This is a genomic window from Yersinia sp. 22-579 (assembly GCF_030433455.1).
GTDB lineage: Bacteria > Pseudomonadota > Gammaproteobacteria > Enterobacterales > Enterobacteriaceae > Yersinia > Yersinia enterocolitica.
Genome location: NZ_JAUJTZ010000005.1, coordinates 256,992 through 276,343, shown reverse-complemented (window position 1 = coordinate 276,343; position 19,352 = coordinate 256,992). Strand labels below are relative to the sequence as shown.

The following is a 19,352-nucleotide window of genomic DNA, read 5'->3' as shown; positions in this document are numbered from 1 at the left end:
GCAGATAAGGTTACTCATCAAGATAGTGATTACTTTTTAGCTTTTTTCTCAGCTTTTGGTGCCGGAGCTGCTACTGCAACTTCTTCACGGTCAAGCTCTTCGCTAAATTCACGGCCGTAGTAAGTATCCATCAGGATCTGTTTCAGCTCGGAGATCAGTGGGTAGCGTGGGTTAGCACCTGTACACTGGTCATCGAATGCATCTTCAGACAATTTGTCTACTTTAGCCAGGAAGTCTGCTTCCTGAACGCCAGCTTCACGAATTGATGCTGGGATGCCCAAATCAGCTTTGATTTCATCTAACCAAGCCAGCAATTTCTGGATTTTCTGTGCGGTACGGTCGCCCGGAGCACTCAGACCCAAATGGTCTGCAATTTCAGCATAGCGACGACGCGCTTGTGGGCGGTCATACTGGCTGAAAGCAGTCTGTTTGGTTGGGTTGTCATTCGCGTTATAGCGGATAACGTTAGAAATCAACATGGCGTTTGCCAGACCGTGTGGGATATGGAACTCAGAACCCAGTTTATGGGCCATTGAGTGACAGACACCCAAGAAGGCGTTAGCAAAAGCGATACCGGCAATGGTCGCGGCGTTGTGAACGCGTTCACGTGCAACCGGATTTTTTGCCCCTTCGTGATAACTGGCTGGCAGGAATTCTTTCAGCAGTTTCAGCGCTTGCAGAGCCTGACCGTCAGAATATTCGTTTGCCAATACAGAAACATACGCTTCCAGAGCATGCGTTACTGCGTCCAGACCACCGAAGGCACACAGAGACTTAGGCATATTCATAACCAGGTTGGCATCAACGATTGCCATATCTGGTGTCAATGCATAGTCAGCCAATGGATATTTCTGACCTGTCGCATCGTCGGTCACTACGGCGAATGGTGTGACTTCTGAACCAGTACCTGATGTGGTAGTGACGGCGATCATTTTCGCTTTCACGCCCATTTTCGGGAACTTGTAAATACGTTTACGGATATCCATAAAGCGCAATGCCAGTTCTTCGAAGTGAGTTTCAGGATGTTCGTACATCACCCACATGATTTTGGCAGCATCCATCGGTGAACCACCACCCAGCGCGATGATCACGTCTGGTTTAAAGGAGTTCATCTGCTCTGCACCTTTACGTACGATGCTCAGGGTAGGGTCTGCTTCTACTTCGAAGAAGACTTCAGTTTCGATACCGTGAGATTTCAGTACGCTGGTGATTTGATCGGCATAACCGTTGTTGAACAGGTAGCGGTCAGTCACGATGAAGGCACGTTTTGCACCGTCAGTTGCCACTTCTTCCAACGCGATAGGCAGAGAGCCACGGCGGAAGTAAATAGATTTCGGGAGTTTATGCCACAACATGTTTTCTGCTCGCTTAGCCACAGTTTTCTTGTTGATCAAGTGTTTCGGACCGACGTTTTCAGAGATGGAGTTACCACCCCAAGAACCGCAACCCAGCGTCAGAGACGGCGCTACTTTGAAGTTATACAGGTCACCGATACCACCATGAGAGGCAGGCGTGTTGATCAAGATTCGGGCAGTTTTCATTTTATCGCCGAAATACTTAACGCGCGCTGGCTGATTATCTTGGTCTGTATACAGGCAAGATGTATGGCCGATACCGCCCATTTCCACCAGTTTTTCTGCTTTTTCAACTGCGTCTTCGAAGCTCTTCGCACGATACATCGCCAAAGTAGGAGACAGTTTTTCGTGAGCGAATGGCTCTGATTCATCAACAACTTTAACTTCGCCGATAAGAATCTTGGTATTAGCAGGAACTTTGATGCCGGCCATTTCAGCAATTTTAGTTGCTGGCTGACCCACGATAGCGGCGTTCAGGCCACCATTTTTCAGGATGATATCCTGAACAGCTTTCAGTTCTTTGCCTTGTAACAGGTAGCCACCGTGTGAAGCGAAGCGCTCACGAACAGCATCATAAACTGAGTCAACGACGATGATCGACTGCTCTGACGCACAGATTACGCCGTTATCAAAGGTTTTAGACATCAGAATAGAGGCGACTACACGTTTGATATCTGCTGTTTCATCAACAACAACTGGTGTGTTACCTGCACCAACACCGATAGCTGGCTTACCAGAACTGTAAGCTGCTTTAACCATGCCTGGACCACCGGTCGCCAGAATCAGGTTAATGTCTGGGTGATGCATCAGTTGGTTAGACAACTCGACGGTAGGGGCATCAATCCAACCAATGATATCGGCTGGCGCACCTGCTGCGATAGCGGCTTGAAGCACGATATCTGCGGCTTTATTGGTTGCGTCTTTTGCACGAGGATGTGGAGAGAATACGATACCGTTACGGGTCTTCAGGCTAATTAACGCCTTGAAGATAGCAGTAGAGGTTGGGTTGGTCGTTGGCACGATACCGCAAATCAAACCGATAGGTTCAGCGATGGTGATAGTACCAAAGGTTTTATCTTCTTCCAGAATGCCACAAGTCTTTTCATCTTTGTAAGCATTGTAAATGTATTCAGAAGCAAAGTGGTTTTTGATCACTTTGTCTTCCACAATACCCATGCCTGATTCTTCTACAGCTAATTTAGCCAGAGGGATACGGGCATCTGCAGCAGCAAGAGCTGCGGCGCGGAAGATTTTATCAACCTGCTCTTGAGTGAAGTTGGCATACTCGCGCTGGGCTTTCTTGACGCGTGCTACTAGCTCGTTAAGTTCAGCGACATTCGTTACAGCCATAATGCTCTCCTGATAATGTTAAACTCTTTTAGTAAATGAGCTGTTGAAGCAACTAGTATAGACAGGCTTATCCATGCCGTACTGTCAAATAGAGATAGTTTTTATATCCTACTTTCTCATTGCTTACCGCTGATTTACTGAAAGAGCTTTAAGTCCACTAGGAATAATATGAGGGGGAAAAAACTATTTTCAACCCTTATACTCTATTCCTTAACCGAGTTACTCTCTACCACGGCTCTGAGCTTAACTATTCCTAGGACTGTTTTTCGTGATTTAAATCACAAAATCGTCAAGCTGACACCATTCAGCAATTATTAGTTGAGAGTAATTATCATTTGAGCAAATAAAGTGATAATTCATGACGTTAAATCAGCATTAACGCCACGGAATATTAACAATAAATGCCATTTTAGCTGACACCCATTTATCAAGCATAAATGCCGGTTTATTCCATAGATTCCTGTGACTAATTCTATTACATTAGCGCGCACATCTACTTGGATAATGTCCTAAGCGTGATTTTCAGTGAAAAGAACTATTGTTAGCTATTTGGGCGGTAAAGATCTGTCGCTGCACGGGTGACATCATTATTTGCACTGCAAATTTACCCAGTTTAGCCGTAAGATGTGTTGTCTCGGGGCATTCGGTATAATGGCCTGATATCTGTGATGTATTTACGAGCAATTTCGCGGAGTGATGTGTGAGTCAATCTCTGTTGGACCTTTCAGGTTACATCAAGTTTTTTGTTGGCTTATTTGCGCTGGTGAACCCGGTGGGTATTTTGCCGGTATTTATCAGTATGACCAGCTATCAGGCAGCAGCAGGGCGGGATAAAACCAACCTAACTGCCAACCTGTCGGTGGCAATTATTTTATGGATCTCTCTGTTTCTTGGCGATGCCATTCTAAAAATATTTGGTATTTCTATTGATTCATTTCGTATTGCTGGTGGGATCTTGGTGGTGAGTATTGCCATGTCAATGATCAGCGGTAAGCTTGGTGAAGATAAACAGAACAAGCAGGAAAAAACAGAAACTGCGGTGCGTGAAAGTATTGGCGTCGTCCCATTGGCATTACCATTGATGGCAGGGCCGGGTGCGATCAGTTCAACTATCGTTTGGAGTTCTCGCTATCACAGTTGGCAGAACTTAATGGGGTTAACTGTCGCGATTGCACTCTTTGCATTCTGTTGTTGGTTATTGTTCCGGGCTGCACCATTATTGGTTCGATTACTCGGTCAAACGGGTATTAACGTTATTACACGTATTATGGGTTTACTGCTGATGGCATTGGGTATCGAATTCATAGTAACCGGCATCAAAGCTATTTTCCCTGGTTTGCTTTAACCCGCATCAAGACAATTAATCAATAGTTCCCCATTCATCACTGTTGAGAGGCTACCAGTTTATTACCGGTGGCCTTTTTCTTGTCATTAGTATGATATTGAAGTCCCCAGGCATTATTTTGGTGCAAATAATGAATGAACTTTAATCTATTGCACTCAAATGCTGCATTAATAGTTGCCCGGTACAAATAATTTGGCTTAAGGCTTATTTGTTCACCTTTAATAACTCGCTGATCAACCTTCCGATTAAATTAAATACGCTATTTGTTGTTAAAATGCTCACATCATTCTGTAGGGCTTGTGCTGAATTTATCTAGATGTTATTAGTGATTACATTGCAATGAGTAGGTGTTTATTCTGGCAATAGTAAAAATGTTAACTTTATGTTTCTTATCACTGTTTTTAAACATAATTTTTGATGTGAAGTTAAAATCGTTATTATATATAACTAATAAATTCAAAGCATTACGTCTTGACTTGAATGCTTACACAATGAGTTACTATCGTTAGTACCCGATTGAAAAAGAGAATTGCTTAACATTTCTGTAAAAATTATTGGCGTCAGATTTCGGCTTCTGTTAGCTTTCGGACAACTCCATAGCGAGAGATTTCTTGTTTTTTCAATGAAACTGACGCGTAATTTTTATTTTTGGAATAGTTATTGCTAGTCGTTGTTGGCGGCAGATTGACGCAAAACCTTGAGAAAAACATCACAAGTCTCATAAAAGGGCGGTTAGAAATGCAAATAAAGTTTAAACAGCGACCACTGGCAATAATTGGCACTATTTTGGGTTTATCTTTTTCGGCTGGATCAATGGCAGTAGCGGTTCCTCCGGGCGTAGAATTAGCGCTAGATCAGAGTATTACTATTAATAATGGTTCCGAAGTTGCCTCTTTAGACCCACATAAGGTTGAGGGAAATCCTGAAACCAATATTATTATGAATCTGCTGGAAGGGCTGGTGAGTAATGATGCGAATGGTCATATCATTCCTGCCGTAGCAAGTCATTGGGATAATGACGGTTATAAAGTATGGACTTTCCATTTACGGGATGACGCGGTGTGGAGTGATGGCACACCCGTCACAGCGCAGGACTTTGTTTATAGCTGGCAGCGTTTGGCTAATCCTAAAATAGGCTCTCCGTACGCCAGTTATTTACAGTATGCCCAAATTGAGAATGTTGATGCGGTGCTAAAAGGTGTCAAAAAACCGGATGAATTAGGGGTAAAAGCATTAGATGCCAAAACCTTGCAAGTTACGTTAACCGAACCTGTCCCTTACTTTATTAGCATGTTGTCACACACCTCAATGAAGCCGGTTAAGCGTGATATTGTTGAGAAATATGGCGATAAATGGACGCTGCCACAAAATTTTGTCGGTAATGGAGCCTTTAAATTAAAAGACTGGGTGGTTAATGAGCGTATTGTGCTCGAACGCAGTCCGACTTATTGGAATAATAAAGAAACTGTCATCAATAGAGCGACTTTCTTACCGATCAGTTCTGAAGTGAGTGATATCAATCGCTACCGTAGTGGTGAGATTGATATTACCAACAGCGCCATTCCTCCCAATCTGTTTGCCAAAATGAAAAAAGACCTGCCAGCACAGGTTCATGTCAGCCCGTATCTTTGTACTTTTTATTACGAAATTAATAATGAAAAAGCGCCGTTCACTGACGCAAGGGTCAGAACAGCGATTAAGTTAACACTCGATCGCGACATTATTGCCACCAAAATTATGGGGCAAGGGCAGATCCCTGCTTATGGCTTTACCCCAACATTTACCGAGGGCGCAAATTTTGTTTTACCTGAATGGGCAAGTTGGCCACAGGAAAAACGTAATGCCGAGGCGAAGAAGCTACTTGCAGAAGCCGGTTTTAATGCTGAAAACCCATTAAAGTTTAATTTGCTCTACAACACCTCAGATCAAAATAAACAACAAGCTATTGCTGCAGCATCCATGTGGCAAAAGAATCTCGGTGCTACTGTTACCTTACAGAATCAGGAATGGAAAACATCGTTAGAAAGTCGCCATCAGGGCCAGTTTGATGTTGCCAGAGCAACCTGGTGTGGCGATTACAACGAACCAACTGCATTCCTCAATATGCTGCTATCAGACAGCAGTAATAATACCTTCTTCTATAAAAACCCAGAGTTTGATGCATTATTAGCCAAAACGTTGGCAGCACCTGATGTTAAAGCCCGTACCGCTTTGTACCAGCAAGCAGAGAATTTGTTGGACAAGGATTCGGCGATGGTGCCGGTATATTACCGTGTCAGCGTGCGGCTTATTAGGCCGACGGTGGGTGGATACAGCGGTAAAGATCCGCAAGATTTAATTGATTTAAAAAATCTTTATATTCGTCAGGTACAGTAGCCAGAAATAGAGTTTGCAGTAAGAAGTCGTGTCATAAAGTATTTAGGAAAACAAACAGGGTATTAGGGATGTATAACACAGTACGAATTATCGTCTGATGTTAATACATATAGGGTATTACATGGCCGGATTCGTTCCCCGTGCGATGTAATTGATAAATGCCTTTTAAAGGTGAAGCTCGCCTGACTATAGGGCGATGCAATAATAAAAACTGGAGTGAATATAAGCATGACCAACATCACGAAAAAAAGTCTCCTGGCCGCAGGCATTGTGGCTGCTTTGGGTATGACGGTTGTAGGAAATACTTTTGCAGCCAATGTACCTGCAGGTGTACAGCTGGCGGAGAAGCAAGTTTTAGTCCGCAATAATGGTTCCGAGCCTCAGTCATTAGACCCACATAAAATCGAAGGTGTACCTGAATCAAATATCTCTCGTGATCTGTTAGAAGGGTTGGTTATTAATGATCCTAACGGCAAGATCCTGCCCGGTGCAGCGGAAAGCTGGGACAATAAAGACTTTAAAGTGTGGACGTTCCATCTGCGTAAAGATGCTAAATGGTCAAATGGTGACCCTGTAACGGCACAAGATTTTGTTTATAGCTGGCAGCGCCTGTCTGATCCTAAAACTGTTTCTCCGTATGCAAGCTATGTGCAATATGCACATATCGCTAATATCGACGATATTATCACCGGTAAAAAATCCCCTGATACCTTGGGTGTAAAAGCTCTGGATGATCATACTTTAGAAGTGACACTGAGTGAGCCGGTTCCTTATTTGGAAAAATTGTTAGCTCATCCTTCTATGTCTCCGGTGAACAAAACAGTTATTGAGAAGTTTGGCGACAAGTGGACGCAGCCACAAAACTTTGTCGGTAACGGTGCCTATAAGTTGAAAGATTGGGTCGTTAACGAACGTATCGTGTTAGAGCGCAGCCCAACTTATTGGGATAACGCGAAGACCGTTATTAATCAGGTTACCTACCTGCCAATCTCTTCTGAAGTGACTGACGTTAACCGCTATCGCAGCGGCGAAATCGACATGACTTATAACAACATGCCGATTGAATTATTCCAGAAACTGAAAAAAGAGATCCCACAAGAAGTGCATGTTGACCCCTATCTGTGCACCTATTACTACGAAATCAACAACCAAAAAGCACCATTCACAGATGCCCGTGTCCGTGAAGCCCTGAAACTGGGTATGGATCGCGATATCATTGTCAACAAAGTGAAAAACCAGGGTGACTTACCGGCTTATGGTTTCACTCCACCATATACCAGTGGTGCCGAGTTGACACCGCCAGAATGGTTCAGCTGGACACAAGAAAAACGCAATGAAGTGGCTAAAAAGTTGCTGGCTGAAGCCGGTTACACTAAAGATAAACCACTGACATTCAATCTGTTATATAACACCTCTGATCTGCATAAGAAACTGGCCATCGCGGCGGCATCTATCTGGAAGAAAAACCTGGGTGTTGACGTGAAGTTAGAAAATCAAGAGTGGAAAACCTTCCTTGATACCCGCCATCAAGGGACTTTCGATGTCGCTCGTGCTGGCTGGTGTGCTGACTATAACGAACCTTCTTCATTCCTGAATATGATGCTATCTGACAGCAGCAACAACACCGTGCATTATAAGAGCCCGGCGTTTGATAAGTTGATTGGCGACACGCTGAAAGTTCAAACCGAGAAAGAGCGTGCTGGCTTGTACCAACAAGCTGAAGTCCTGTTGGATAAAGACTCTGCAATTGTACCGCTGTTCTATTACGTGAATGCCCGTTTAGTGAAACCTTATGTCGGTGGTTATACCGGTAAGGATCCACTGGATAATATGCACGTTAAAGATCTTTATATTATCAAGCACTAATATTATAAGGGCAGCCGATAAGTCATGGGCTGCCCTTTTTTGCTTTGAAATATAAAGTCGCAGTAAGAGGCTAAAGGTACAGGCAATGTTAAAATTTATTCTACGCCGCTGTCTGGAAGCAATTCCGACACTTTTTATTTTGATTACCATCTCATTCTTCATGATGCGTCTCGCCCCAGGTAGCCCATTCACTGGCGAACGTAATCTTCCACCCGAAGTGATGGCGAATATTGAGGCGAAATATCACCTCAATGACCCAGTTTATAAACAGTATTTCAATTACTTGGGTCAACTGGCGCAAGGTGATCTTGGGCCTTCATTTAAATACAAAGACTACACCGTCAATGAGTTGGTCTCAGCTTCGTTTCCAGTTTCAGCAAAACTGGGGCTTGCGGCATTCCTACTGGCGGTAATTTTAGGTGTCAGTGCCGGAGTTATTGCTGCGCTGAACCAAAATACCAAGTGGGATTATACCGTCATGGGGTTTGCCATGACCGGAGTGGTTATTCCGAGTTTCGTCGTTGCTCCTCTGTTAGTCCTGGTTTTTGCCATTATATTAAAATGGCTACCCGGTGGCGGTTGGAACGGCGGTGCACCGAAATTTATTATTTTGCCGATGGTGGCGCTGTCATTGGCTTATATCGCCAGTATCGCGCGTATTACCCGTGGCTCAATGATTGAAGTTCTGCATTCCAACTTTATTCGTACTGCGCGGGCCAAGGGTTTGCCACTGCGAACGATTGTATTACGTCATGCGTTAAAGCCTGCGTTGTTACCTGTCTTATCCTATATGGGGCCAGCATTTGTTGGCATTATCACCGGCTCAATGGTCATTGAAACCATTTTTGGTTTGCCGGGTATTGGTCAGTTGTTTGTCAACGGAGCGTTAAACCGCGATTACTCACTGGTCCTGAGTCTGACCATTTTGGTAGGCGCATTAACCATTTTATTCAATGCGATTGTTGACGTGTTATATGCCGTTATCGATCCGAAAATCCGTTACTAGCACTGGAGCACGCCAATTATGTTGAGCAAGAAAAATAGCGAAGCTCTGGAAGTTTTCAGTGAAAAACTGGAAGTTGAAGGGCGTAGCCTTTGGCAGGATGCCCGCCGTCGCTTTGTTCATAACCGCGCGGCGATCACCAGTTTGGTGATCCTGATGTTAATTACTTTATTTGTCATTTTTGCCCCGATGTTAGCCCAGTTTTCGTATGCTGATACTGACTGGGGCATGATGTCAGCTGCACCCGATATTGAATCTGGACACTACTTTGGTACAGATTCATCTGGTCGCGATTTATTGGTACGCGTAGCGATTGGTGGACGCATCTCATTGATGGTGGGTGTTGCTGCGGCCTTGGTTGCCGTGGTGGTTGGCACCTTATATGGATCGTTATCAGGCTATCTGGGTGGGAAAGTCGACTCACTGATGATGCGTTTGCTGGAAATTCTTAACTCATTCCCCTTCATGTTCTTCGTCATTTTGCTGGTGACTTTTTTTGGTCAGAATATTTTACTGATATTTGTCGCGATCGGTATGGTGTCCTGGCTGGATATGGCACGTATTGTGCGCGGGCAGACATTAAGTCTGAAACGCAAAGAGTTCATCGAAGCTGCGTTGGTGGGCGGTGTTTCCACGCGTAATATTGTGTTGCGCCATATCGTACCAAACGTGTTGGGCGTGGTGGTGGTATACGCCTCGTTGCTGGTTCCTAGCATGATTTTGTTTGAATCATTCCTGAGCTTCTTAGGGTTAGGGACGCAAGAGCCGCTGAGTAGTTGGGGCGCATTACTCAGTGATGGTGCCAACTCGATGGAAGTTTCTCCTTGGTTATTGATGTTTCCTGCCGGTTTCTTGGTGGTCACACTGTTTTGTTTCAACTTTATCGGCGATGGCTTACGTGATGCCCTCGACCCGAAAGATCGCTGAGGAGTAGCACTATGACGACTATTGATAATCAGTCTGCTGTTCAGCAAAACGTTCTGTTGGATGTCAAAGACTTGACCGTTACATTTGGCACACCCGACGGTGATGTCACTGCGGTAAACGCGCTTAATTTTGACCTGCGCGCCGGTGAAACGCTGGGTATTGTGGGCGAGTCCGGTTCAGGTAAATCCCAAACAGCATTTGCATTGATGGGGCTGCTGGCCAGTAATGGTCGGATAGGAGGTTCGGCGAAGTTTAATGGCCGTGAGATCCTCAATTTACCCGAAAAGCAGTTGAACCGTTTACGGGCAGAAGAGATCTCAATGATCTTCCAAGACCCAATGACCTCCCTGAATCCTTATATGCGCGTGGGTGAGCAGCTAATGGAAGTGCTGCAATTGCATAAAAAGATGAGTAAGAGTGAGGCCTTTGAAGAGTCAATTCGCATGCTTGATGCGGTAAAAATGCCTGAAGCGCGTAAGCGTATGCGTATGTATCCGCATGAATTTTCAGGGGGAATGCGTCAGCGCGTGATGATAGCTATGGCGTTGCTGTGCCGTCCTAAGCTGTTGATTGCGGATGAACCGACAACAGCACTGGATGTGACTGTTCAGGCTCAAATCATGACGTTGCTGAATGAACTTAAGAATGAGTTCAATACGGCGATCATTATGATTACCCATGACCTTGGGGTGGTTGCCGGTATTTGTAATAAAGTCCTGGTGATGTATGCGGGCCGAACTATGGAATATGGTCAGGCGCGGGATGTGTTTTATCACCCAAGTCACCCTTATTCTATTGGTCTACTGAATGCAGTACCTCGCCTTGATGCTGAAGGCGAATCTCTCATGACTATTCCGGGTAATCCACCCAATTTACTGCGCTTGCCGAAAGGGTGCCCATTCCAGCCTCGTTGCCAGTATGCAATGGAGAGCTGTAGCACCGCTCCAGCATTAGAGCATTTTGGTGATGGCCGTTTACGTGCCTGCTACAAGCCAGTAGGGGAATTAGTATGAATGCCATGACAGATAAAAAAGTATTGTTAGAAGTGGCTGACCTGAAAGTCCATTTTGATATTCAGGATGGTAAACAGTGGTTCTGGCAGCCATCAAAAACCCTCAAAGCTGTCGATGGCGTCACCTTGCGTTTGTACGAAGGTGAGACCTTAGGTGTAGTGGGTGAGTCTGGTTGCGGTAAATCAACTTTTGCCCGCGCTATTATTGGTTTGGTGAAAGCGACTAGTGGTAGTGTGGCGTGGTTAGGTAAAGATTTACTTAACATGAGTGATGCGCAGTGGCGTGAGACGCGCAGCGATATCCAGATGATATTCCAGGACCCACTGGCATCATTAAATCCGCGAATGACTATCGGTGAAATCATTGCTGAACCACTGCGGACTTATCATCCTAAAATGCCACGTCAGGAAGTTAAAGATAAAGTCAAAGCCATGATGCTGAAGGTGGGTTTACTGCCTAACTTAATCAACCGTTACCCTCATGAATTCTCGGGTGGTCAGTGCCAACGTATTGGGATTGCTCGCGCATTGATCCTTGAACCGAAACTGGTCATTTGCGATGAGCCGGTATCAGCACTTGATGTATCAATTCAGGCGCAAGTGGTAAACCTGTTACAGCAATTACAACGTGAAATGGGGCTGTCACTGATTTTCATCGCACATGATCTGGCGGTGGTAAAACATATTTCTGACCGGGTGTTAGTGATGTATCTGGGCCATGCGGTAGAGCTTGGTACTTATGATGAGGTTTACCATAATCCTCAGCATCCCTACACCAAAGCATTGATGTCGGCCGTACCTATCCCTGACCCAGATAAAGAAAGGGCGAAAGTGATCCAGTTGCTGGAGGGGGAGTTACCGTCTCCCATTAATCCGCCATCTGGCTGCGTTTTTCGTACTCGCTGCCCAATTGCTGGGCCAGAGTGCGCAAAAACCCGCCCATTATTGGAGGGGAGCTTCCGCCATGCGGTTTCTTGCCTGAAGGTAGACCCGCTTTGATGCCCTTATTCAGATATTAATAGTCTGATAGCAAAAATCCCCGCCAGATAAATCAGCGGGGATTTTTTATTGGGTAGATTTTTTATTGGGTATAGTACACGAGCGACAAACATCAGCTTGATCAAGCTGCTGCCTAAGCTAAGCAGCGGGTGGGGCGCTGGTTACTCTTTCCACAAGATATGGCAAAGTTTATGATCTTTTTCTCGGCACAGTAGAACACGAGCAAACACATCGTTTATCTCTTCACCATCGCTATCAGCCAGACCAATGACAACTTCGGCGAAAAAGTCCGGATTTACATCAAAATCGACATGTTCTTGCCAATCTTCGGCGGGATCAAATAACTCAGCACCGCCGCGCTCTTCAAACTGAAGGTTAAACAGTAAAATATCTGCTGGATCGAGGTTATCACCTGCCAGTTCCAGAAAAATATCGTAAGCCTGTTCCAGTGTTTCATCTTCAGTCAGGCGATTATTAAGGTCCATTTGCAGATTCCCATTTGTCATTTACAGATTGCGCTCATTAAAACACTCTCTATGCTGCTTTTACAATTATTATGCTATTGAAAGCGAATAACTCAGAGAATCTACAATTAGGCAATTGTTAGCTTTCCCATTGATCACAGGAATGGGCTGAAAAAGTAGAATAATCTTTCAGTTACGCGATGCCAAAGTGGACGCTTATTCCACTGTTCGCCGTCTAATAATACCGAGCGAGCAATATAATCATCCTGGACTTGTGCTAAATCTGCACCAAAACCATCATCATCAATCACCAGCGTGATTTCAAAATTCAACCATAAGCTACGCATATCCAGGTTTACTGTTCCCACCAAACTTAATTGGCCATCGACCAGAACACTCTTGCTGTGCAGCAACCCGCCTTCAAACTGGTAAATTTTAACCCCGGCATCAAGTAGCTCAGAGAAGAAGGCACGGCTGGCCCAACGCACCATCATTGAGTCGTTATCGCGCGGAACGATAATGCTGACGTCAACACCACGTTGCGCCGCAGTACAGATGGCATGCAGCAAATCATCACTTGGCACGAGGTACGGCGTAGTCATGATCAACTGCTTACGAGCGGCATACACGGCGGTTAATAATGCCTGGTGGATCATCTCTTCAGGGAAGCCCGGGCCAGAGGCAATCACCTGAATAGTATGGCCGCTCTCTTCTTCGAACGGCATGATATGGGTATCGGGTGGCGGCGGCAGAATACGTTTGCCGGTCTCAATCTCCCAGTCACAGGCATAGACGATACCAATGGTTGTCGCCACCGGGCCTTCCATTCGCGCCATCATATCAATCCATTGGCCGACTCCGGCGTCTTGTTTGAAGAAGCGCGGATCGACCATATTCATGCTGCCGGTGTAGGCAACATAATTATCAATCAATACGACTTTACGATGCTGGCGCAAATCCATACGTCGCAAAAATACCCGGAAGACATTCACTTTAAGTGCTTCGACAACTTCAATTCCGGCGTTGCGCATCATGGCAGGATAGGGGGTGCGGAAGAATTGTTGGCTACCGGCAGAATCCAGCATCAGCCGGCAATGGACGCCGCGCCGCGCCGCCGCCATAAGAGATTCAGCGACCTGATCAACCAAGCCGCCCGGCTGCCAGATATAAAACACCATTTCTATATTATGCCGAGCCAACTCGATATCACGGACTAAGGCTTTTAGTGTGTCATCGGTGGTGGTTAACAACTGTAATTGATTGCCTTTAACGCCGCTGATGCCCTGGCGACGTTCGCACAGTTGGAATAATGGGGTTGCCACCTCGCTGTTCGAACTGGCAAAAATATGTTGGCAATCTTTCAGTTCACTGAGCCAGCGCGCGGTAGATGGCCACATGGCCTTGGCACGTTCAGCTCGACGTTTACCGAGATGAAGCTCACCGAATGAGAGATAAGCGATTATTCCCACCAACGGCAGGATATAGATAACAAGCAGCCATGCCATGGCCGAAGGAACGGCTCTGCGTTTCATGAGAATACGCAACGTGACCCCGGCAATAAGCAACCAATAGCCAAAAACTGAGAGCCAACTGATTACGGTATAAAATGTTGTCATAAGGGCGGAAATCCTGTTCACAAACGGTCACTAAAGAGTGTACGCACAGTATGGCAAAGGCGAAACCTTTAATCGGATATATTGCTGGATAAAGTCTTTTAAGCTAAAGGACTTGCAAAGCGAATACCTTAGTCGATATCTATATATAGTTGGCGTTTTTTGTTTTTACCACAGTGTAAGGTTAGATGATTTAAGGCTAAACATGCGTTTTTTCCCTGTGGCGACTTGGCGCAACAGATGAAAAGTTTATAATAGTCCGGTTCTCAGCTTTGGAAGAATAGCTTCATGAGACGGAGTAAGAATGAGGTAGGCCGTTGGCGTATGTTGCGGCAAAACCAGCGTCGAAAAAATCGCTGGCTTGAAGGTCAATCGCGGCGTTATCGCCATATCTATTGTGTCCGGCAACTTCACGAGCATCAGCATCGTAGGTCGCTATTGTTCACTGTAGCTTATGAGTGGTGATTCGCTGTGAGGGTTGTAAAAACAGTCTCTTTATGAGGCTGTTTTTGTTTTTACCCCGGCAAGGAGATACCCATTATTCAATTTTTACCTACAAATATCTTGCGCAATACATTCTCTCTCCTGGAAGCTTGACCTAACATTGCTAAAAAAGTGATATTGATTAGAAATCTGGAAATAATATTTTCCACTTTAAATTTCACATTTCCGCGCAGAAAAATCACGCCTATCCTAAATTAGCAAAATGCGATGATTCTGATGTTCATATTAATAATAAACTGGGCAAAATAGACCTTTGGCAGTTTATTTCACATCAGAATGAGATCACGCTACCCTATATATTAGGTCGCTTCGTTCTAATCGTTCAGTTTCAGGGGTGTTACTGTGGGGTTGTTCGGAGCGACCATTCCCTAACGAAATAAATGATTATTGAATAATAAACATGATAACCATCATGTTTATCTGATACTTTCATAACTATCAATGAGTTGTTTTAAATTTCATTTTTTCATGTCAATATCATTTATCGTTTTTAGTGATCAATAATAAAAAATTGATCAATTTTATCAATTGATCAATACTGCTGTTCTAATCAAATAAAAGGATTTTACTGTGGATAGCAGACTAAACATTGCGGTTGATTGCGCTTTTATCTGTGAACCTGTTTACCAACATAACGGTAAGTTACTTGCAGTAGAGTTATTGAGTCGGTTTACGACAACCTCTTTTAAATCTCCTATTTATACTGAACGCTTCTTACATCAACTTAATGCTCAGACGAAGGCTAAGTTGCTGCACGCTCAATTATGTGAAGTCAAAAATCAGCAGAAATGGTTTATTGAACACCAAATAATACTCTCAATAAATATAGATTTTGATATGACAAATGCAGTATTGAATGATGATGATGTCATATCACTATTGGATTCAATGCCTTTTATCCGACTGGAAATAATGGAGAGCTTCCCTAACCTCGGTGGTGGTGCTGAGAACGCATTATTAAGTAAGCTGGCTAAACGATATTCGTTATGGTTGGACGACTTCGGTAGTGGTAATGCTCATCTTGCTGCGGCAGGCAGTGGCTTCTTTGAGTGTGTGAAGATTGATAAACATTTTTACTGGCAGTGGGCGGGTAGTGTCACCTTCGATAACCTGGTGACGCGTTTACGTGAACATTGTCAGAATGTTGTTGTTGAGGGGGTCGAAACTCATTTGCAGTATTGCCAACTGGTTGATATGGGTGTTGATGCCATGCAAGGTTACTTATTCAGTTCTTGCCCATTAGAGGAAGTGAGTCATCTTCCACTGCAATATGACCGTTTTAATATTAGGTGATGATATTCAGCGAGCGTAGTCGTTGTGGTGCGTGAGGAAATTCAAATTTTGTCGCCAGGACATTAGTTTAGACAGGACATCAACTTAGGGAGGCTTTTGCAGTGAGTATCACAGTTATATGATGCTGTTCAGCGGATGATATAATCCCTATTCCAGCAAAGGCTATAGTTAATGTCTCAATATAAATTAGCTAAAACAGTATTCTTCGGGGATTTGAAAACCAGCCCGGCGTTGCATAAATATGAGATTTATTGTGAAGAATCTGAGCTGATATATCACGCTGCTATTTATGCTGAACAAGTCATTGCTGCCGGCAAACATACTTACCCTGTTTGGGTAAGAAAAGACCATATGATCTTGAGATCACCTGCGCATATGTTGGACAAAGCGGTAGAAGCCTGTGAAGAGCATTGGCTGAAACACTACAAAGTCTAGTGGGTCGGGCGAAGGTACTTTAAAATAAATACGCCTGATGGCAGGCGTATGATTTTCATCGGAATCCGCGTATTTATCCAGCACACACTCAACTGATTTTTCAATGATTTTATCAATCTCCCCCACGATTAAACCAAACACCGCAACAGTTCGGACAATCATCAATCTGAATGCTTTTACGTTCAGATATAATCGCGTTGACTCAAAATATGCGCTTGTAGGGTTTTACAATGACTGAGTGATACACCCCTGCGGCAACATAAGGGTCTTGTTCTGCCCAAGACTCGGCCTCTTGCTGCGAAGTAAACTCAGCTATCACGGTAGAACCGGTGAATCCGGCAGCACCGGGATCTGCACTGTCGATGGCGGGGTTAGGACCCGCAGTCAATAAACGGCCTTGATCCTGCAATACTTGTAAGCGAGCCAGATGGGCAGGGCGCACGGACAAGCGCTTCTCAAGTGAATCAGGAATATCGGTCGCAAAGATTACATACAGCATATTTCACCTATTCGTCATACAGAAATATGGCGATTTGATTTGTGTTCGGTGTTCGGTGTTCCATAACATCATGTTCCACCCATAAATTCAATAATCAGTGAGAAGAGGGATATCTGCAATTTACCGGCGAATACACCGGTAATTTATAATGAAATAAAATGATAACCAGGCGTAAATAGAAAGTGTTATTTGGTTGATATTGCCGTTTAAAGCATCATTTAAGACCTATCGCTAAGATAGTTTGCAACTGCGTATTGAATATGATTGCTATTTGCATTTAAACTTAGCTGCATTAGAGGACACTGAATTATTATGCAGCTAAATAAATTTTTCTTGGGTCGACGGCTTACGTGGCCACTCGCATTTTCAGTTGGTATACATGGCAGCGTAATTGCAGCATTGCTGTATGTATCTGTAGAGCAAATGAGAATACAACCAGAGATAGAGGATGCGCCGATCGCGGTCACGATGGTTAATATAGATACCTTCGCGGCACCACAGCCAGCAGCGGCAGAGCCGCAGGCTGAACCTGAACCTGAGCCCATCGAAGAAGCGCCACCAGAACCTGAAGTGCTGCCAGAACCGGTGCCTGTACCTATCCCTGAACCGGTGAAACCAAAACCTAAACCGGTGAAAAAAGAAGTCAAAAAGCCGGAAGTGAAAAAGCCGGATGTTAAAAAGACAGTTGCACCACCGGATGACAAACCTTTTAAATCAGAGGAGCCAGCACTGGTTTCTACTAATGCACCGGTTAAATCAGCACCAAAAGCATCGGTGCCGGGCGTGTCAACATCTACTGGGCCAAAAGCCCTGAGTAAGGCGAAGCCGACTTATCCCGCCAGAGCCTTGGCGTTAGGGGTTGAAGGGCAGGTTAAAGTGCAATATGACATTGACGAAAATGGTCGAGTCACTAATGTGCGAATTCTGGAAGCAACACCGCGTAATACCTTTGAGCGTGAAGTGAAACAGGTGATGCGCAAGTGGCGTTTTGAAGCAGTTGCGGCCAAGGATTATGTCACCACCGTGGTGTTCAAAATTGGCGGCACGACGGAAATGGACTAAGGCAGTGATATTGCTGTTCGGCAATATCCACGTTGCAATAAAAAGGGTCGCTGCTAGAACGACCCTTTTGACATCTGACATTTGACATCAACCAAATCGCAACTATTGCGTTGCGCCCACCTCAAAGTTTCGGCTACCTTCAGGCAAGGCGCGAGCTTTGCCGATGTCATCAACCGCCACATAGGTGAATACCGCTTCAGTCGCTTTGTAACGCTGGCCAATAGGTTCGGAAGAGACCTTTTTCACCCATACTTCAATATTGATGGTAATAGAGCTGCGGCCGGTCTTAATGCAGCCGGCATAACAGCAAACCACGTCACCCACCGCAACAGGTTTGAGGAAGGTCATGCCATCAACACGCACAGTGACCACTCGCCCGTGGGCTATCTCTTTAGCTTGAATAGCACCGCCAATATCCATTTGTGACATCAACCAGCCACCGAAAATATCCCCGTTGGCATTGGTATCGGCGGGCATCGCAAGGGTACGAAGTACCAGCTCACCATTGGGTAATACTTGTTCACCGCTAGGTGATATTTGTTCCTGGGTCATCTCTGCCTACTATTTTAAATTATGACTTTTTCTGTTCTTCCGGCATGTGTCGGTAAATATAAACGCCACTGATAAGTGTGAATACCAGCGTCAGGGCGGTTAAGCCAAAGACTTTGAAATTGACCCAAATGTCTTGCGGTAACCAGAAAGCCACATAGATGTTCAGCAAACCGCAGACCAGGAAAAACACTGCCCAAGACATATTCAGTGTTGACCAGACGGTATCGGGTAATGTTAGTTCCTTACCCAACATGCGCTGAATCAATGGTTTTTTCATAAACCACTGACTGACTAATAACGCGACAGCGAACAGTACATACAGCACCGTCACTTTCCACTTAATAAACAAGTCGCTGTGGAATGCCAGCGTTAAGGTACCGAACACCAGCACCATAATGGCGGTGACCAGGGTCATTTTTTCTACCTTGCGGTATTTGAACCAGGTAAAGGCCAGCGCCAGCAAGGTTGCGACAATCAACGCCCCGGATGCGACAAAAATGTCATACATCTTGTAGAAAACGAAAAATACGACCAAAGGGAGAAAATCTAAAAGTTGCTTCATGAATCAATCCATCATTTGTACACCGCCCGACTATACCGGATTCAGTGCGGTGAGGGTACCTACGGTAAAACACTATTATCCTTAATTATCTGCGGGAATGCGCGCTCTGCCAGTGGAATTTGCAGAAACTTACGA

At 44.8% G+C, this 19,352-nt stretch carries 17 protein-coding genes and 1 pseudogene; 11 read left to right on the top strand and 7 right to left on the bottom strand.

Annotated elements, in window-relative coordinates:
• Positions 1-29: 29 nt before the first annotated feature.
• Entirely contained in the window at positions 30-2,705 is a 2,676-nt protein-coding gene (gene adhE, locus QSV56_RS08505; protein WP_019079517.1) for a bifunctional acetaldehyde-CoA/alcohol dehydrogenase, read from the bottom strand.
• Positions 2,706-3,405: 700 nt separating this feature from the next.
• Between adhE and QSV56_RS08500 the strand changes: the two genes are divergently transcribed.
• The 7 genes from QSV56_RS08500 to oppF all read left to right on the top strand — a co-directional run bounded on the left by QSV56_RS08500 (position 3,406) and on the right by oppF (position 12,233).
• Entirely contained in the window at positions 3,406-4,050 is a 645-nt protein-coding gene (locus QSV56_RS08500) for a YchE family NAAT transporter (protein WP_005164160.1), read from the top strand.
• 738 nt (positions 4,051-4,788) lie between these two features.
• Positions 4,789-6,426, top strand: coding sequence for an ABC transporter substrate-binding protein (locus QSV56_RS08495; RefSeq protein WP_019079516.1), 1,638 nt, complete (start codon positions 4,789-4,791; stop codon positions 6,424-6,426).
• Between the two features lie 228 nt (positions 6,427-6,654).
• On the top strand, positions 6,655-8,292 hold the full coding sequence (oppA, locus tag QSV56_RS08490) for an oligopeptide ABC transporter substrate-binding protein OppA (protein WP_046050876.1): 1,638 nt from the start codon (positions 6,655-6,657) through the stop codon (positions 8,290-8,292).
• A gap of 85 nt (positions 8,293-8,377) precedes the next feature.
• Entirely contained in the window at positions 8,378-9,298 is a 921-nt protein-coding gene (oppB, locus tag QSV56_RS08485) for an oligopeptide ABC transporter permease OppB (protein ID WP_005164166.1), read from the top strand.
• Positions 9,299-9,313: 15 nt separating this feature from the next.
• Complete coding sequence (oppC, locus tag QSV56_RS08480) at positions 9,314-10,222, top strand: oligopeptide ABC transporter permease OppC (protein WP_026017849.1); 909 nt, start codon at positions 9,314-9,316, stop codon at positions 10,220-10,222.
• 11 nt (positions 10,223-10,233) lie between these two features.
• Positions 10,234-11,235: an ABC transporter ATP-binding protein gene (locus tag QSV56_RS08475; protein WP_005164169.1), complete on the top strand. Its 1,002-nt coding sequence runs from the start codon at positions 10,234-10,236 to the stop codon at positions 11,233-11,235.
• Positions 11,232-12,233, top strand: coding sequence for a murein tripeptide/oligopeptide ABC transporter ATP binding protein OppF (gene oppF, locus QSV56_RS08470; RefSeq protein ID WP_019079514.1), 1,002 nt, complete (start codon positions 11,232-11,234; stop codon positions 12,231-12,233). Before QSV56_RS08475 ends, oppF begins: the two co-directional genes overlap by 4 nt.
• A 161-nt stretch (positions 12,234-12,394) precedes the next feature.
• Here oppF and QSV56_RS08465 read toward each other — a convergent pair whose 3' ends face one another.
• Entirely contained in the window at positions 12,395-12,724 is a 330-nt protein-coding gene (locus QSV56_RS08465) for an HI1450 family dsDNA-mimic protein (protein WP_026017848.1), read from the bottom strand.
• Between the two features lie 128 nt (positions 12,725-12,852).
• On the bottom strand, positions 12,853-14,313 hold the full coding sequence (gene cls / locus QSV56_RS08460; RefSeq protein ID WP_011816416.1) for a cardiolipin synthase: 1,461 nt from the start codon (positions 14,311-14,313) through the stop codon (positions 12,853-12,855).
• A 285-nt stretch (positions 14,314-14,598) separates the two neighbouring features.
• Here cls and QSV56_RS08455 point away from each other — a divergent pair, with 285 nt between their 5' ends.
• From QSV56_RS08455 to QSV56_RS08445, 3 genes are all read left to right on the top strand, one after another.
• Complete coding sequence (locus tag QSV56_RS08455) at positions 14,599-14,775, top strand: YciY family protein (RefSeq protein ID WP_050110477.1); 177 nt, start codon at positions 14,599-14,601, stop codon at positions 14,773-14,775.
• Positions 14,776-15,384: 609 nt separating this feature from the next.
• The gene (locus tag QSV56_RS08450) at positions 15,385-16,107 is read left to right on the top strand and encodes an EAL domain-containing protein (RefSeq protein ID WP_242365473.1); all 723 of its coding nucleotides are present in this window, start codon (positions 15,385-15,387) and stop codon (positions 16,105-16,107) included.
• Positions 16,108-16,278: 171 nt separating this feature from the next.
• On the top strand, positions 16,279-16,542 hold the full coding sequence (locus QSV56_RS08445; protein ID WP_019079512.1) for a hypothetical protein: 264 nt from the start codon (positions 16,279-16,281) through the stop codon (positions 16,540-16,542).
• On the opposite strand, the pseudogene QSV56_RS08440 reads toward QSV56_RS08445, so the two are convergent.
• Positions 16,471-16,732: pseudogene (locus QSV56_RS08440) on the bottom strand (zf-TFIIB domain-containing protein). The gene QSV56_RS08445 and the pseudogene QSV56_RS08440 sit on opposite strands and share 72 nt — an antisense overlap.
• 12 nt (positions 16,733-16,744) lie before the next feature.
• Positions 16,745-17,041, bottom strand: a complete 297-nt coding sequence (locus QSV56_RS08435) for a YciI family protein (RefSeq protein WP_050157790.1) — start codon at positions 17,039-17,041, stop codon at positions 16,745-16,747.
• A 312-nt stretch (positions 17,042-17,353) separates the two neighbouring features.
• Between QSV56_RS08435 and tonB the strand changes: the two genes are divergently transcribed.
• Positions 17,354-18,103: a TonB system transport protein TonB gene (gene tonB / locus QSV56_RS08430; protein ID WP_019079510.1), complete on the top strand. Its 750-nt coding sequence runs from the start codon at positions 17,354-17,356 to the stop codon at positions 18,101-18,103.
• A 102-nt stretch (positions 18,104-18,205) separates the two neighbouring features.
• Here the strand turns inward: tonB and yciA are convergent, their stop codons facing one another.
• Positions 18,206-18,655, bottom strand: coding sequence for an acyl-CoA thioester hydrolase YciA (gene yciA / locus QSV56_RS08425; protein WP_019079509.1), 450 nt, complete (start codon positions 18,653-18,655; stop codon positions 18,206-18,208).
• A 19-nt stretch (positions 18,656-18,674) separates the two neighbouring features.
• Positions 18,675-19,217 carry a septation protein A gene (locus tag QSV56_RS08420; RefSeq protein ID WP_005164183.1) on the bottom strand — a complete coding sequence of 181 codons (543 nt, stop codon included), beginning with the start codon at positions 19,215-19,217 and terminating at the stop codon, positions 18,675-18,677.
• Between the last annotated feature and the right edge of the window lie 135 nt (positions 19,218-19,352).

Excerpts from the sequence above, each read along its gene's own strand:
- QSV56_RS08435 (WP_050157790.1), bottom strand. The coding sequence starts at position 17,041 with ATGCTGTATGTAATCTTTGCGACCGATATTCCTGATTCACTTGAGAAG.
- QSV56_RS08495 (WP_019079516.1), top strand. The coding sequence starts at position 4,789 with ATGCAAATAAAGTTTAAACAGCGACCACTGGCAATAATTGGCACTATT.
- QSV56_RS08445 (WP_019079512.1), top strand. The coding sequence starts at position 16,279 with ATGTCTCAATATAAATTAGCTAAAACAGTATTCTTCGGGGATTTGAAA.
- QSV56_RS08420 (WP_005164183.1), bottom strand. The coding sequence starts at position 19,217 with ATGAAGCAACTTTTAGATTTTCTCCCTTTGGTCGTATTTTTCGTTTTC.
- yciA (WP_019079509.1), bottom strand. The coding sequence starts at position 18,655 with ATGACCCAGGAACAAATATCACCTAGCGGTGAACAAGTATTACCCAAT.
- adhE (WP_019079517.1), bottom strand. The coding sequence starts at position 2,705 with ATGGCTGTAACGAATGTCGCTGAACTTAACGAGCTAGTAGCACGCGTC.
- oppA (WP_046050876.1), top strand. The coding sequence starts at position 6,655 with ATGACCAACATCACGAAAAAAAGTCTCCTGGCCGCAGGCATTGTGGCT.
- oppB (WP_005164166.1), top strand. The coding sequence starts at position 8,378 with ATGTTAAAATTTATTCTACGCCGCTGTCTGGAAGCAATTCCGACACTT.
- QSV56_RS08475 (WP_005164169.1), top strand. The coding sequence starts at position 10,234 with ATGACGACTATTGATAATCAGTCTGCTGTTCAGCAAAACGTTCTGTTG.
- cls (WP_011816416.1), bottom strand. The coding sequence starts at position 14,313 with ATGACAACATTTTATACCGTAATCAGTTGGCTCTCAGTTTTTGGCTAT.
- tonB (WP_019079510.1), top strand. The coding sequence starts at position 17,354 with ATGCAGCTAAATAAATTTTTCTTGGGTCGACGGCTTACGTGGCCACTC.
- QSV56_RS08455 (WP_050110477.1), top strand. The coding sequence starts at position 14,599 with ATGAGACGGAGTAAGAATGAGGTAGGCCGTTGGCGTATGTTGCGGCAA.
- oppF (WP_019079514.1), top strand. The coding sequence starts at position 11,232 with ATGAATGCCATGACAGATAAAAAAGTATTGTTAGAAGTGGCTGACCTG.